Consider the following 13,617-nt stretch of genomic DNA (forward strand, 5'->3'; position numbering starts at 1 on the left):
TTGCAGGTGAATCCTTGACTCATAACCGGTTCAGGTAGTCGAGCGCCTCCCGTTTGTGCACCACGTCGCCGTATTTGCTGTCGATATCGAACAGGTTGGCTTCGTGCGGGCCGGGGTGACGATCGCCGACGCACTCGCGCACCACCATGGCGCGAAAGCCGTGCTGCACCGCGTCCACCGCGCTGGCGCGGATGCAGCCGCTGGTGGAGCAGCCGATCATCAGCAGCGTGTCGATCCCTTGCGCCACCAGCAGCGGCGCCAGCGCGGTGCCGAAAAAGGCGCTGGCGTATTGCTTGCTCAGCACCACCTCATCGGCCAGCGGCGCCACCGGCGGGCAGAACGCCGCCAGCGGGTTGCCCGCCACCATGTCCTTCATCACCGGCGCTTTTTTGACCCACAGGCCGCCATCGGAAAAATGGCCTGCATGATAGCGGATGTGGGTGTGGATGACAGGAATTCCCGTGCGGCGTGCGCAGGCCAGCAGCTCGCGGCTCTCCTCGACCGCGCTCACCACGCCCGGCGCGAACAGCGGCGCGCCTTCGGTGGTGTAGGCCTGCATAAAGTCGATCGCCAGCAGCGCCGGGCGCCGGCCGAAGCCGATGCGCTGGCCCCAGACGCCGCGGTAGTTGTCGCTGAGGGTGTCGTTCATCCTGCCTCCTCAATAGGCGCCGGACAGCAGGGCGCCGGCGCCGGGAACGATCGGTTCCAGCTCCAGCGCGGTCAGCATCGCGTAAGTGGTGGCGATGGCGGCGGTGATCACCGGCTTGCCGGTTTGGGCCTCCACCGTCGGAACCGCCGGCAGCGAAGGCATCTGCACGCAGGCGGACAGCACGATAGCATCGACCTCGCGTAAATCCATCTCGGCGACGATCCCCGGCAGCCTGGCCGGATCGTGCCGGCCGACTTCGAGGTTGTCCGGGATCTCCAGCGCGCGCCATACCTTGACCTCAATGCCTTCGTGCTGGATGTAGTCCACCACCAGCTGGGTCAGCGGTTTCATGTAGGGCGCCACCAGCGCGATGCGTTTGGCGCCGATCACCTTCAGGCCGTTGACCAGCGCGCCGGCGCTGCTGATAACCGGCGCGGCGGCCTGATTGTCTTTCGTCACCTGCGCCAGCCGGGCCTGCGATTCGCGGTGGTAGCCCAGCCCCATCGCCATGATGGCCACCAGGCAGGCGTAGCCGAGCACGTCGACCCGCGCGTCGGACAGCTCCAGCGCGCAGCGATCGGACTCGGCGTCCATCGCCGCCAGCTCTTCTTTATTGACGTGTTTCATGCGCATGCGGCTGGAGTGAAAGGTGAAGCGCTCCGGGCGTATCAGCTGGCGCGCGCCCAGCATCGCCGGGATCTCGGTTTCCATCGTGGTGTTGGAGCTGGGCACGATCTGGCCGATGCGGTAGTGGTTGCTCATGTCGGTGTTCCTCAGTTAATCCAGAAAATCGCCCAGGGCGCGGAAGAAGCCGTCGAAGTCGTCCCACGGGATCATGTGCCCGGCGTTCTCGACCTCGACGATGGCGATCTCCGGCTGCAGCGCGCGGATCTCCGCCCGGTCTTCGGGCTGAATGACGCCGCCTTTGCCTGCGGCCATCAGCAGCGTCGGCATGGTCAGCAGCGGGTAGTTGCGGTGGCTGTCAACCTGATGAAAATCGTCGTAGGCGCGTTGGATCGCCGGCTCGTAGCAGGTGTGCAGCCACTCGGCGCGCAGCCGGCGCTGCTCTTCGCTCCAGGTCGGGCAGAAGGCGCGCATCTGCTCGGCGCTCATGCCCGGCAGCGACTGCCGGATCGAGTCGGCGTACCACGGCCATTGGCCGGGATAGGCGCGGCGGCCGGGGCCGGAAACCGGCGGATCGACCAGCACCAGCCGCCGCACGCCGGCGGGCTGCAAAACGGCGGCGCGCAGGGCGAAGCGGGCGCCCATCGAATGGCCGAGCAGGGCGTAACTGTCCAGGCTCAGCGCGGCGGCGAAGGCGTTGACGTCCTGCGCGCAGGTCTCCGCGTCATAAGCCAGTTCCGGGCCGCTGGACGACAGACCGCGGCCGCGCACGTCGAGCACGTAGACGTCGTATTTTTCCCCCAGCCGCTCGGCGACGAAGCCCCAGGTGATCGCCGGGCTGGTGATACCGGGGATCAGGATCAGCGCCGGGCCGTGGCCGCCGTAGCGCAGATAGTGTTGGCGAATGCCGTTGGCGTGAACGTGGGCGCCGTAGAGGAAGGTGCTCATGCGGCGTTCTCCGATTTCAGCGCTTGCGCGTACAGGTCATAGCCGTAGACCCAGGCCGGATCTTCCTGGGTGCGCAGGAAGGTGTTGGCGTTGGACACCGCCTGCACCCTGGATGCGCGCTCCTTGCGGTTGGCTTCATACAGCTGGAAGGCGGTGCGGTAGTCGCCGAGGCCGGTTTCCTGCAGGCAGCGGGTCAGCATGGCGGCGTCTTCGATCGCCATTGCCGCGCCCTGCGCCATGTGCGGTTTCATCGGGTGGCAGGCGTCACCGAGCAGCACCAGGCGGCCCTCGCTCCACAGCGGCAGCGGTTTGCGGTTCAGCAATGGCCATTTGGTGACCTGCTCGCTGGATTCGATCAGCGCCTGCACGATCGGGTGGTAGCCGGCGAAGGTCTCGAACATCTCTTCGCGGCTGCTGTCGATGAAGCTGCCCTGGAAATCCCAGGCCGGGTGCGGCACGCCGCTGACGTAGTAATACTCGTCGCGCCGTTGGGTGGTGTAGTAGACCATCAGATGGCGGTCCGCCGACCACCACTTCACGCAGTCTTCGAACGTCAGGTTGTATTTCGCCAGCTTCTCGCCGCGGATCAGCGCGCGGTGGGCCACCCAGCCGCTGTAGGTCGGCGCTTCGGCGCCCAGCAGATGTTCGCGGATGCGCGAATTGATGCCGTCGGCGCCGATCACGATGTCGGCATGGGCCGAGGTGCCGTCGATGAAGTTCAGCACCACCTCGTCACCGCGATCTTCAATCTTGCTCAGGCATTTGCCGAAGTGCAGGGTGCCGGGCTGCAGCGCGGAGAGCTGCAACGCCTGCAAATCGCCGCGGTGCACCGTCACATAGGCGGCGCCGTACTCCCGGCGGGCAAAGCCGCCCAGTTCGATGCGCGACAGGTAGTCGCCGCTTTCGGCATCGCGGCTGAACCAAAAATCGGGATGAGACGCCATCTGCTCCAGCCGCTGCTCAATACCGAGCCGGCGGAAAATCTTCAGGACGTTCGGCCCCATGTGAATGCCGGCGCCAAGGCGCGAGAACGCCGGGCTCTGTTCATACAGATCGACGGTAAAGCCGGCTTTTTGCAGCAGCCCGGCGGCGGCGGCGCCCCCCAGCCCGGCGCCGACGACGGCGATGCGTGGTTGTTTGCTCATCATGTTTCCCCTGTCTGTTGGCTTTTTTCAGCGTAGGTCCAACGCATGGCTGGACGATCGATTTATAGTGTATGCACTAGATAACGCAAAGTTGCAAAAGTGTTAAATCAGATCTTGCTCACGCTAATTGACAGCGCTTTACTGTTAAACTCATGTTAATCACAGGATTGACAAGGGATGAAATAGGACTTTCTTATGGTGGATATTCGCAGCTTGCTTTCCTTTGATTTTTTGACTTAGATAAAAATGAGCGTGTTCGCTTTAAATTGTTTGAAAAATCACCGCCGCCTTGCGGGCGTCGGACACCCTTGACGAGACAGGAGACAGGCCATGGCGGTCAATGAAACCCAGTTGGTACAGCTGTTCGAGCAGGTGCTTACGCTGTCGAAGGTCGATGCTTCGCAGAGCGTGGCGATTTTGAAAAGCCATTATTCCGATGCGCGCACGGTGCGCGCCGCGACCGACGCGGCGCTGCGGCTGGGCGCCAGGGTGTATGCCGTCGAGCTGCCGGCGTTCAACCATCCGCGGGCGATGGGCAACGACATGACCGCCTATTGCGGCGATACCGCGCTGACCGGCAACCTGGCGGCGCAGCGTGCGCTGGAGGCCGCCGACCTGATCGTCGATACCATGATGCTGCTGCATTCGCCGGAGCAGGAGCAGATCCTGAAAACCGGCACCCGCATCCTGCTGGCGGTGGAGCCGCCGGAGGTGCTGGCGCGCATGTTGCCTAACGCGGAGGACAAGGCGCGGGTGCTGGCTGCCGCCGCCGTGCTGGAGCAGGCGAAGCTGATGCAGGTGACCTCCGCCGCCGGCAGCGATTTCCGCGCGCCGCTCGGGCAATACCCGACGGTGACCGAGTACGGCTATGCCGATGAACCGGGGCGCTGGGATCACTGGCCGAGCGGTTTCCTGTTCACCTGGCCGAATGAGGAGCAGGCGGAAGGGGTGCTGGTGCTGGAGGTCGGCGATATCTTGCTGCCGTTTAAAAGCTACGCGCGCGAACGCATCACGCTGGAGATCGAACAAGGCTTCGTCACCCGCATTCACGGCGGCTTCGAGGCGGAATACCTGCGCGAATACATGAAATACTTCGACGATCCGGAGGTGTACGGCATCTCGCATATCGGCTGGGGCCTGCAGCCGCGCGCCCAGTGGACGGCGATGGGCCTGCACGACAAGAACGACGGCATGTGCATGGACGCGCGCGCGTTCTACGGCAACTTCCTGTTCTCCACCGGGCCGAACACCGAAGTGGGCGGCACGCGCAAAACGCCTTGCCATATGGACATCGCGCTGCGCCGCTGCGACATCCGCCTCGACGGGCAAACGGTGGTGGCGGATGGGGAAGTGGTGGCGCCGGAGGCCTCGCGCGTGCGTCGGGCTTAATCGTTGCTGCCAACGGCGGGGGTTTGTACTATTCTCGTGAATTCCATAGATGGTGAGAGTAACGCAATGACGCCCCCCGAATACCCGTCAGCCGTGAGCGGCCAACCCGAAAATTATCATTTTACCGAGCAAGTCGGGCACCTGCTGCGCAAGGTTTATCAGCGCCACCTGGCGATTTTTCAGCAAAACGTCGGCGATTCGCAGCTGACGGCGGTGCAGTTCATCACCCTGTGCGCGGTGCGCGATATGGGGCCGAGCTCGCTGACCGAGCTGGTACAGGTGACGGCGGTGGATCAGGCCACCATACGCGGCATCGTCGAGCGGCTGAAGGCGCGCGATCTGATCACGGTGACGCCGGATCCGGTGGATCGGCGCAAGGTGGTGGTCGGCCTGACCGACGCCGGCGCCGTGCTGCTGACGGAAACGGTGCCGCAGGCGGCGAAAATCACAGAGCTGACGTTCGGCACGCTCAACCCGGCCGAACGGATAGCGCTGATATTCCTGCTGAATAAAATGCTGGAAGATCCGCCCACCGGCTGATTCGCCCGCGCAACGTCGGTTGCCTGGTGGTCGGTGGCGAGAGGCCAGCCCATAAGACCATCAAGTGCAGGCGGAGACGCGAACAATGGCGATATCTGAAGTGCAATCGCCCAGGGAAGGCGCGAAAACCACGCTGACGGAGCATCCGCTGATGCTGTCGGTGAACGGCGAACAGCTTCATGCGCAGGTGATGGCGGATACGCCGCTCTTGCTGGTACTGCGCAACGATCTGGCGCTCAACGGCCCGAAATACGGCTGCGGCCTGGGCGAATGCGGCGCCTGTACCGTGTTGATCGACGGCGTGGCGGCGCGCTCCTGCGTGATCCCGGCGCTCGGCGTGTCCGGCCGGGCGATCGTGACCCTGGAAGGCCTTGGCGATCGCCAGCGCCTGCATCCGGTGCAGCGTGCCTTTATCGAAGAGCAGGCGGCGCAATGCGGCTACTGTCTCAACGGCATGATCATGACCACCAAAGCCCTGTTGGATCGCAATCCCGCTCCGAGCGAGGCGGAGATCCGTCAGGCGCTGTCCGGCAACCTGTGCCGCTGCGGCACCCATCTCGAGATCCTGCGTGCGGTTCAGCGCGCCATCATTCTCTGCCGCGATGAGGGCGCCCACGCTTATGACTGATTCCCGTCCCTCATCGCCGAGCCAGGCCGAATTGCTGCAGCGCGACGGCGTGCTGCTGATCGTCGACAGCGTACAACCGCCTTCGGGGCCGGTGCCCAAAGGGCAAACGCCGGTGCTGAAGCCCAGGGAGCAGGGGCTGTTTATCGCCCTGTGCGACAGCGGCGAAATCTATGCCTTTAACGGCCATGTCGATCTCGGCACCGGCGTGCGCACCGCGCTCGGCCAGATCGTCGCCGAAGAGCTGTACCTGCGCATGGATCAGGTGCGCATGGTGTTGGGCGATACCGAGCGCGCGCCGAATCAGGGCGCCACCATCGCCAGCGCCACGCTGCAGATCTCCGCCGTGCCGCTGCGCAACGCCGCCGCCGAAGCGCGCCGTTGGCTGTTGCGCCAGGCGGCGCAGCGCTTCGATGCGCCGGTGGAACAGCTGACGCTGGAGGAGGGCGTGATCCGCAGCCCGCAGGGGCAGGCGCTCAGCTACGCCGAGCTGGTGGCCGGCGGTCATGTCGAGCTGTCGATTTCCGGCGACGCGCCGCTGAAACCGCAGGCGGAATATCGCCTGGTGGGCACCAGCGCCGCGCGCGTCGATATTCCGGCCAAGGCGATCGGCGAAACCACCTACGTACACGATATGCGCCTGCCGAATATGCTGCACGGCCGGGTGGTGCGGCCGCCCTATGCCGGGTACGACAGCGGCGAATTCGTCGGCACCAGCCTGCTGGCGGTGGATGAAACCTCGATCGCGCATATTCCCGGCATCGTCAAACTGGTGGTGATCGGCGATTTCATCGGCATTGTCGCCGAGCGCGAAGAGCAGGCGATCAAGGCGGCGCAGGCGCTGCAGGTCAGTTGGAAAGACTGGCGGCGCAATTTGCCGCAGATGACCGACGTGGCGCAGGCGCTGCGCGACAACCCGCACTCGACCCGGGTGGTGCACGATACCGGCGATGTGGACGCGGCGCTGGCGACGGCCGACAGGCGTTTCACCCGCAGCTACCTGTGGCCGTATCAGCTGCATGCCTCGATTGGCCCTTCCTGCGCGCTGGCGGACTACCGGCCGGAGCGCCTGCAGGTCTGGTCGGGCAGCCAGAACCCGCACCTGCTGCGCGCCGATCTGGCCTGGCTGCTGGAATACCCGGAAGCGCAGATCGAGATCGTTCGCATGGAGGCGGCCGGTTGCTATGGCCGCAATTGCGCCGATGACGTCTGCGCCGACGCGGCGCTGCTGTCGCGCGCGGTGGGCAGGCCGGTGCGGGTGCAGCTGACCCGCGAGCAAGAGCATGTGTGGGAACCGAAGGGCACCGCGCAGCTGATGGAGGTGGACGGCGGGCTGGACGCCGCCGGGCATCCGGTCGCCTACGATTTTCGCACCTATTATCCTTCAAACGGCGCGCCGACGCTGGCGCTGCTGCTGACCGGCCGGGTTGAACCGCTGCCGGTGGCCTATGAAATGGGCGACCGCACCTCGGTACCGCCTTACGAATATCCGGCGCTGCGCGTCAGCATCGAGGACATGGCGCCGATCGTGCGCGCCTCCTGGATGCGCGGCGTTTCCGCCTTGCCGAACACCTTCGCCCACGAGTCTTATATCGATGAGCTGGCCCACGCCGCCGGCGTCGATCCGCTGGAATATCGGCTGCGCTATATCGATGATGAACGCGCCAGTGAACTGATGCGCAGCACGGCAGAACGCGCCGGCTGGACGCCGCATACCGAACCGATGCAGACCCCGGCGGAAGACGGCGTGCTGCGCGGGCGCGGCTTTGCCTACGCCCGTTACATCCACAGCAAGTTTCCCGGCTTTGGCGCGGCCTGGGCCGCCTGGGTGGCCGACGTGGCGATCGACAAAGCCAGCGGCGAAGTGGCGGTGACGCGTATCGTGGTCGGCCACGACGCGGGCATGATGGTCAACCCGGACGGCGTGCGCCACCAAATTCACGGCAACGTGTTGCAATCGACCAGCCGGGTATTGAAAGAGCGCGTGACCTTTGAGGAATCGACGGTCTCCGCCAAAGAATGGGGAGCTTACCCGATCCTGACCTTCCCGGAGGTGCCGGAAGTGGACGTGGTGATGATGCCGCGCCCTTACGATCCGCCGCTGGGCGCCGGGGAATCGGCGTCGGTGCCCAGCGCGGCGGCCATCGCCAACGCGGTATTCGACGCCACCGGCATTCGTTTTCGCGAGCTGCCGATCACCTCGGATAAATTGCGCGAGGCGCTGAACGGGCCGGACGCCGAGCGGCAGGCCGCGCCGCCCAAGAAAAAGAAGCGCGGCAAATGGTGGTTCGGCGGTGCGGCGGGGCTGTTCGGCGCGGTGCTGGGCATCGCCGGCAGCGCCTTGCCGTGGCGGGCGGAGATCGCGCCGGTGGCGACGCCAGGCGCCGGCACCTGGTCGGCGGCCACGCTGGAGCGCGGCCGCCAGTTGGCCGCCGCCGGAGACTGCGCGGTTTGCCATACCGCGTCGGAAGGGGCGACCAACGCCGGCGGGCTGGCGATGGCGACGCCGTTCGGCACGCTCTACAGCACCAACATTACCCCGGACGTGGCAACCGGCATCGGCAACTGGTCGTTTACCGCGTTCGATCGGGCGATGCGCCAGGGCATCGCCCGCGACGGCCGCCATCTGTATCCGGCATTTCCTTACACCGCCTTCAGCAAAATGATCGACGGCGACATGCAGGCGCTGTACGCTTATCTGATGTCGCAACCGGCGGTGCGCCAGAGCAATCCGGCCAATCAGATGCGCTTCCCGTTTAACCTGCGGCCGCTGATGGCCGGATGGAACGCGCTGTTCCTGCGCCAGGGGGAATATCAACCCGATCCGCAACAAAGCGCGCAGTGGAACCGCGGCGCCTATCTGGTCAACGGGCTCGGCCACTGCGCCGCCTGCCATTCGCCGCGCAATCTGCTGGGGGCGGAAAAGGGCGGCGCGGCTTTCCTGGCGGGGGGAATGGTGGACGGGTGGGAAGCGCCGGCGCTGAATCAATTGGCCAATGCGGACAAGCCCTGGACCGAGGAACAGCTGTTTCAGTACTTCCGCAGCGGGCATTCCGCCGAGCACGGCGTGGCGGCCGGGCCGATGGGGCCGGTGGTCAGCGAACTGGCGACGTTGCCGCAGAGCGATCTGCGGGCGATGGCCAACTATGTGATGTCGCTGAGCACCAAGGCGACGCTGAATGTGGAACCGCAGGCGCAGTTGGCGGCCCGCGCCTTGCCGGCGGCGGGGCAACTGGCCGGCGAGCGGTTATTTCAGGGCGCTTGCCAGGCCTGCCACAGCGCCGCCGCCGGCGGGCCGCAGCTGTTCGGCGTCAGTCCCGATCTGGCCAATAACACCAATATCTTCAGCGATCGCCCCGATAACCTGATCAAGGTGATCCTGCAAGGGATCCCCAAACCGGCTACCGCCGAATTGGGCTTTATGCCGGGCTTTAAGGACAGCTTTTCCGATCGGCAGGTGACGGCGCTGGTGAATTATTTGCGCCAACGCTATGCCGGCGACAAACCGGCCTGGCGCGACGTGGAGGCGCAGGTGGCGCGGCTGCGCGCGGAGCCGGGGAATCATTAACATTGTAAATTGTTACATTGGGTTATTGACTGGCGGCGCTCATTTGGTGATTAATGTTAGCCTGATTTTTACCTTACCTATAAAAAACAGGAAGTTAACATGGCATTAACCACGCATAAAATGGAAAGCGGCCTGGCCGTAACAGTTCGTTTACCTGAGAATCAGGCCAAGGTTCCGGCGATTATTCTGTGTCACGGCTTCTGCGGCATTCAGGAGCTGTTGCTGCCGGCCTTTGCCGAGGCCTTCGTCAACGCCGGTTTTGCGGCGGTGACGTTTGACTATCGCGGCTTCGGCGCCAGCGAGGGTGAACGCGGGCGGCTGGTGCCGGCGCTGCAGATTGAGGACATTCTGGCGGTGAGCCGTTGGGTGCAAACGCAGCCGCAGATCGACAGTGAGCGCATCGGCCTGTGGGGCACATCGTTTGGCGGTTGCCACGTGTTCGGCGCTGCCGCGGCCGATCCGGCCATCAAGTGCATCGTTAGCCAGCTGGCCTTCGCCGACGGGGAAACCATCGTGACGGGGAAAATGGCCGCCGACGAAAAACAGGCGTTCATCGCCACGCTGGACAAAATGGCGGAGAAGAAACAGGCCACCGGCAAAGAGATGTTTGTCGCCGTCACCCGGGTGTTGAGCGATGACGAGTCGAAAGCGTTCTTCGAGGAGAACAAGGCGCGCTACCCGGCGATGGACATCAAGATCCCGTTCCTGACCGTGCGCGAAACGCTGCGCTATCAGCCGCGCGACAATGCGGCGCGCGTCACATGCCCGGTGCTGGTGGTGGTGGCGGGCGACGATACCGTCAATCCGCCGGAGCAGGGCATCGCGCTGTATGAGGCGGTAGGCAGCGCGAAAAAGGCGCTGCACGTCGAGCAGAATGCGAAGCACTACGACATGTACGCCGGCCCGCATTTTGCCGGCATCATCGGCCGTCAGATCGCCTGGTTCAACGAGCACCTGTAATACCGTCCTCCTCCTGGCGCAGAAATGCCACCAGCCGCTGCGCCGGCAATGGCAGCTGCGCCCGTTCGCGCACCACGATCGACAGACGCCGGATCGCCCAGTCGTCCGTCAGCGGCAGGGCGTTGCGCAGGATCTCGGGCAGCCGCCGGGCGCTCTCTTCCGGCACCACCGCCAGCCCGGCGCCGCGCAGCACCATGCGGCAGATGGCGTCGAAATTGGCGGCGCGCGCCCGCAGCCGCATCGGGCCGCCGCTGCGTATCGCCAGCTGCTCCAAATGCTGTTGCAGCGCGCTCTGTTCCGGCAGGCCGATAAAGTCGAAAGGCAGGGCGTCCGCAAAGCTGAGCTGGCGGCGGCCGCTGAGCGCATGCCCCGGCGGCAGCGCCAGCACCAGACGATCCTGCCGGAAGGGGTAGCTTGCCAGCCCGCGCAGATCGGCATGATCCGCCACGATGCCGATATCCGCCGCCCGTTCGGCGATCGCCTGCGCGATGGCCGGGCTGGGCAGCTCCTCCAGCGCGATGTCGGTGTACGGGTGCAGCACCAGAAAATCCGCCAGCAGTTCCGGCAGAAAAGCGTCGGCGGCGACGGTATTGGCGACGATGCGCAGCTGGCTGCGCTGGCCCGGTGCGAACTCGGCCATGTCGCCACGCAGCCGGTCGCGCTGCTGCAGCAGCACGCGCGCGTGTTGCAACAGGCGTTCACCGGCGGGCGTCGCCTGGACGCCGCGCGGATTGCGCGTCAGCAGCGCCACGCCGGCCTGTTGCTCCAGCCCGCGCATGCGTGCGCTGGCGGCGGCCAGCGACAGCCCGACGCGCTCGGCGCCGGCGGTGATGCTGCCGGTCTCGAGCACCGCCGCCAACAGCCGCAGATCGATAAAGTCAAAATGCATGCGTTCTTCCTCTGTCTTTGCCGCAGGCAGGCTCTGCCATTGCCGCATTGTGCCGTGGCGCGGCGCCGGCCACAATCGGGCCGTTGATTCGCCATAAGGATAGACGCATGTCGCTGACGTTACTCGAAATTGTCGCCCTGACGGGCGTTTTTACGCTGGCCGGCACGGTCAAAGGGGCGATCGGTTTGGGATTACCGACGGTGTCGATGGGGCTGCTCAGCCTGATGATGCCGCCGGGGCAGGCCGCCGCGCTGCTGCTGTTGCCCTCATTGATCACCAACCTGTGGCAACTGCTGTGCGGGCCGCGGTTGGGGGCGCTGTGCCGTCGGCTCTGGCCGATGATGCTGTGCGTCACGCTGGGCACCTTGCTGAGCGCCGGCACGCTCACCGCCATCGACGGCCGCCTGGCGCCGCTGGCGCTGGGCATTTGCCTGACCGGCTATGCGCTGTTGGGTTTTACCCGTTTCGACTGGCGCGTTTCCGCTGCGGCGGAGCCTTGGCTGGGGCCGCTGTGCGGCCTGTTGACCGGCGTGCTGACCGGCGCCACCGGCGTGTTCGTCATACCGGCGGTGCCTTATTTGAACGCATTGGGTCTGGCACGTGACGATCTGGTGCAGGCGCTGGGGCTGTCGTTCACCGTCTCGACGCTGGCGCTGGCCGCCGGATTAGCCTGGCATCAGGCGCTGCCCGGCGCGCTGCTCGGCGTTTCGCTGTTGGCGCTGCTGCCGGCGTTGGCCGGCATGTGGCTGGGCGGGATCGCGCGTCGTCACAGCAGCCCGCTGATTTTTCGTCGCCTTTTCTTTATTGGGTTATTAATCTTGGGCGTTGAGATTATTTGGCGTTCAATTAATTGAATCGATAGCATCTACGTGTAATCAGGTTCGGTATATTATTCTGGGTTTTATTCTAATATGATGGTTCTCGATATTTAAAATACACTTTGCTTATTGGTTTGTTTATGAAATACAGAGTAGTTATGGATTGTTATTAGTGTATTTTACTTTTGCAACTACAACCCTTTTTAAACAGGGTAACCCCAGTGAATCCATAGGAGAATATTGATGAAGGAAATTTTAAGCAGTCAACTCGATGCGGTGTCGGGTGGATGGCAGGATCGAGATGGGAGTGGAAAAAGATCGTCTGATAACGGAGGCTCCGGTTCTTCAAGTCGCGGCGGAAATAACGGCGGTGACCGCGGGCTTCAGTCATTCCTGTCAAAAAACAGCCCTTATGGCAGTGGTTCCGGTGCCGGTGGTTTCTGGGGGAATGGCGGTTCTGCAAGAAATGGGTACGGCGGCAATGGCACTGGGCCGAGAGAAGCCAGAGAATTCGGAACCAAACGCTAATTAACCGATGCAATCCCAGCACAGAAGTAAAATTCTGTGCTTTTATGGGGTATATGATGAATAGATATGTTGTTTTTATAAAGAGTGATGAATCAAAAGTGCTAAGAAAGGACGTGGTTACACGCGAAATTATTAAGGATATGAAGCTGAAGGGCTTCAGAAAGCATCATGTCGAAGTAGAGGCTGATAACGAAAGCGATGCCATTAACAAATTAAATAAGAACAGCAATGACTATTTGGATTCATTGAAAAATTTTTCCGGTGATTTATTGCTCTGTTCTATTTGTGTTATTGTGATGGCGATCGTCTATTTTTTTAGCTAAGCCATAATCCAGCATTGAATCATTCAAGTTTTCCATACTATAGTTTTCGTGGTGATTTAAATGAGCCATCAGGCATTGGGTATTGATTTATCAAAGGTAGAAAGGTTATCCGTTCCAAATATCCTGCATTTTGTATGGATTGGTGACTTAAATGAAGTAAATACGCATTATATCGACATATGGAAAAAAACAAACAAAGATAAGCAGATATTCTTTTGGTATGACCAAGACTCTTCACTGTGCCATTTGCTAAACAATGCCATACGCGACTTTGTCAACGTCAAAAAAATTAAAAATAAAGACAAGGCTGAGTTAAAAATAAAAAATCATGCCTTCAAATATATATATCCAAAAATAAAGGCAGGTTTTTCTTTTGATGAGCTCGTTATTGAATTCTTAACCAAGCATAAAATCCCTTATCAGAGACCGCCAAAAGCGATTGAAGACGCATGGTTTGGCAACAGAGGTTTTATAAAAAAGTCTATAACGGAGCTTTTTTGCAATGATTTCGATGATTTTATGAGGTATTGATAAAAAAGGTATGGGAAGAGTATGGTTTTTCAGGCTCATCGATCAGCCTCAATGTGGCCGTCAGTGAAATAAGGAAAGCG

The 13,617-nt window shown here is 62.3% G+C and carries 14 protein-coding genes; 9 read left to right on the plus strand and 5 right to left on the minus strand.

Translation table 11 applies throughout. The features are described from left to right. Positions 1–19 precede the first annotated feature (19 nt). Genes ACJ8IN_RS22510 through ACJ8IN_RS22525 form a run of 4 tightly spaced genes read right to left on the minus strand, consistent with a single transcriptional unit; the run spans position 20 to position 3,369 of the window. Positions 20–649, minus strand: a complete 630-nt coding sequence (locus ACJ8IN_RS22510; protein WP_308325701.1) for an N-carbamoylsarcosine amidohydrolase — start codon at positions 647–649, stop codon at positions 20–22. Between the two features lie 9 nt (positions 650–658). Then, positions 659–1,411: a maleate cis-trans isomerase family protein gene (locus ACJ8IN_RS22515; protein ID WP_015377793.1), complete on the minus strand. Its 753-nt coding sequence runs from the start codon at positions 1,409–1,411 to the stop codon at positions 659–661. Between the two features lie 15 nt (positions 1,412–1,426). Beyond that, positions 1,427–2,221: an alpha/beta hydrolase gene (locus tag ACJ8IN_RS22520; RefSeq protein WP_308325702.1), complete on the minus strand. Its 795-nt coding sequence runs from the start codon at positions 2,219–2,221 to the stop codon at positions 1,427–1,429. After that, complete coding sequence (locus ACJ8IN_RS22525; protein WP_033655192.1) at positions 2,218–3,369, minus strand: FAD-dependent monooxygenase; 1,152 nt, start codon at positions 3,367–3,369, stop codon at positions 2,218–2,220. The genes ACJ8IN_RS22520 and ACJ8IN_RS22525 overlap by 4 nt, the downstream gene beginning before the upstream one ends. Before the next feature lie 327 nt (positions 3,370–3,696). On the opposite strand from ACJ8IN_RS22525, the gene ACJ8IN_RS22530 reads away from it, so the two are divergent. The 5 genes from ACJ8IN_RS22530 (at position 3,697) to uilS (ending at position 10,448) form a co-directional block, all read left to right on the plus strand. Further along, entirely contained in the window at positions 3,697–4,755 is a 1,059-nt protein-coding gene (locus tag ACJ8IN_RS22530; protein WP_015377796.1) for a 2,5-dihydroxypyridine 5,6-dioxygenase, read from the plus strand. 66 nt (positions 4,756–4,821) lie between these two features. Continuing rightward, positions 4,822–5,295, plus strand: a complete 474-nt coding sequence (locus tag ACJ8IN_RS22535; RefSeq protein ID WP_033634451.1) for a MarR family winged helix-turn-helix transcriptional regulator — start codon at positions 4,822–4,824, stop codon at positions 5,293–5,295. 85 nt (positions 5,296–5,380) lie between these two features. Continuing rightward, the gene (locus ACJ8IN_RS22540; RefSeq protein ID WP_033634452.1) at positions 5,381–5,923 is read left to right on the plus strand and encodes a (2Fe-2S)-binding protein; all 543 of its coding nucleotides are present in this window, start codon (positions 5,381–5,383) and stop codon (positions 5,921–5,923) included. Then, complete coding sequence (locus ACJ8IN_RS22545) at positions 5,916–9,488, plus strand: molybdopterin cofactor-binding domain-containing protein (RefSeq protein ID WP_308325703.1); 3,573 nt, start codon at positions 5,916–5,918, stop codon at positions 9,486–9,488. The genes ACJ8IN_RS22540 and ACJ8IN_RS22545 overlap by 8 nt, the downstream gene beginning before the upstream one ends. A 99-nt stretch (positions 9,489–9,587) precedes the next feature. Further along, entirely contained in the window at positions 9,588–10,448 is an 861-nt protein-coding gene (uilS, locus tag ACJ8IN_RS22550) for a UilS family quorum-quenching N-acyl-homoserine lactonase (RefSeq protein ID WP_197771863.1), read from the plus strand. On the opposite strand, the gene ACJ8IN_RS22555 is transcribed toward uilS, so the two are convergent. Continuing rightward, positions 10,432–11,337 (minus strand): LysR family transcriptional regulator, encoded by a 906-nt coding sequence (locus ACJ8IN_RS22555; protein ID WP_039566275.1) that lies wholly within the window; start codon positions 11,335–11,337, stop codon positions 10,432–10,434. The two genes, uilS and ACJ8IN_RS22555, sit on opposite strands and share 17 nt — an antisense overlap. 107 nt (positions 11,338–11,444) lie before the next feature. Between ACJ8IN_RS22555 and ACJ8IN_RS22560 the strand changes: the two genes are divergently transcribed. The 4 genes from ACJ8IN_RS22560 to ACJ8IN_RS22575 all read left to right on the plus strand — a co-directional run bounded on the left by ACJ8IN_RS22560 (position 11,445) and on the right by ACJ8IN_RS22575 (position 13,537). After that, positions 11,445–12,191 (plus strand): sulfite exporter TauE/SafE family protein, encoded by a 747-nt coding sequence (locus ACJ8IN_RS22560; protein ID WP_047567602.1) that lies wholly within the window; start codon positions 11,445–11,447, stop codon positions 12,189–12,191. Between the two features lie 207 nt (positions 12,192–12,398). Continuing rightward, positions 12,399–12,683, plus strand: a complete 285-nt coding sequence (locus ACJ8IN_RS22565) for a hypothetical protein (RefSeq protein WP_154067230.1) — start codon at positions 12,399–12,401, stop codon at positions 12,681–12,683. A gap of 56 nt (positions 12,684–12,739) precedes the next feature. Beyond that, on the plus strand, positions 12,740–13,006 hold the full coding sequence (locus ACJ8IN_RS22570; protein ID WP_308325704.1) for a hypothetical protein: 267 nt from the start codon (positions 12,740–12,742) through the stop codon (positions 13,004–13,006). 60 nt (positions 13,007–13,066) lie between these two features. Continuing rightward, positions 13,067–13,537, plus strand: coding sequence for a TcdA/TcdB catalytic glycosyltransferase domain-containing protein (locus ACJ8IN_RS22575; RefSeq protein ID WP_442519524.1), 471 nt, complete (start codon positions 13,067–13,069; stop codon positions 13,535–13,537). Positions 13,538–13,617 lie beyond the last annotated feature (80 nt).

This window comes from Serratia sp. CY31944 (assembly GCF_052169175.1).
GTDB classification, from domain to species: domain Bacteria; phylum Pseudomonadota; class Gammaproteobacteria; order Enterobacterales; family Enterobacteriaceae; genus Serratia; species Serratia sarumanii.

What these genes read in the sequence shown, in the direction of transcription:
- ACJ8IN_RS22510 (WP_308325701.1), bottom strand. Translation starts at nt 649, where the DNA reads ATGAACGACACCCTCAGCGACAACTACCGCGGCGTCTGGGGCCAGCGC.
- ACJ8IN_RS22565 (WP_154067230.1), top strand. Translation starts at nt 12,399, where the DNA reads ATGAAGGAAATTTTAAGCAGTCAACTCGATGCGGTGTCGGGTGGATGG.
- ACJ8IN_RS22535 (WP_033634451.1), top strand. Translation starts at nt 4,822, where the DNA reads ATGACGCCCCCCGAATACCCGTCAGCCGTGAGCGGCCAACCCGAAAAT.
- ACJ8IN_RS22515 (WP_015377793.1), bottom strand. Translation starts at nt 1,411, where the DNA reads ATGAGCAACCACTACCGCATCGGCCAGATCGTGCCCAGCTCCAACACC.
- ACJ8IN_RS22555 (WP_039566275.1), bottom strand. Translation starts at nt 11,337, where the DNA reads ATGCATTTTGACTTTATCGATCTGCGGCTGTTGGCGGCGGTGCTCGAG.
- ACJ8IN_RS22575 (WP_442519524.1), top strand. Translation starts at nt 13,067, where the DNA reads ATGAGCCATCAGGCATTGGGTATTGATTTATCAAAGGTAGAAAGGTTA.
- ACJ8IN_RS22520 (WP_308325702.1), bottom strand. Translation starts at nt 2,221, where the DNA reads ATGAGCACCTTCCTCTACGGCGCCCACGTTCACGCCAACGGCATTCGC.
- uilS (WP_197771863.1), top strand. Translation starts at nt 9,588, where the DNA reads ATGGCATTAACCACGCATAAAATGGAAAGCGGCCTGGCCGTAACAGTT.
- ACJ8IN_RS22560 (WP_047567602.1), top strand. Translation starts at nt 11,445, where the DNA reads ATGTCGCTGACGTTACTCGAAATTGTCGCCCTGACGGGCGTTTTTACG.
- ACJ8IN_RS22530 (WP_015377796.1), top strand. Translation starts at nt 3,697, where the DNA reads ATGGCGGTCAATGAAACCCAGTTGGTACAGCTGTTCGAGCAGGTGCTT.
- ACJ8IN_RS22570 (WP_308325704.1), top strand. Translation starts at nt 12,740, where the DNA reads ATGAATAGATATGTTGTTTTTATAAAGAGTGATGAATCAAAAGTGCTA.
- ACJ8IN_RS22525 (WP_033655192.1), bottom strand. Translation starts at nt 3,369, where the DNA reads ATGATGAGCAAACAACCACGCATCGCCGTCGTCGGCGCCGGGCTGGGG.
- ACJ8IN_RS22545 (WP_308325703.1), top strand. Translation starts at nt 5,916, where the DNA reads ATGACTGATTCCCGTCCCTCATCGCCGAGCCAGGCCGAATTGCTGCAG.
- ACJ8IN_RS22540 (WP_033634452.1), top strand. Translation starts at nt 5,381, where the DNA reads ATGGCGATATCTGAAGTGCAATCGCCCAGGGAAGGCGCGAAAACCACG.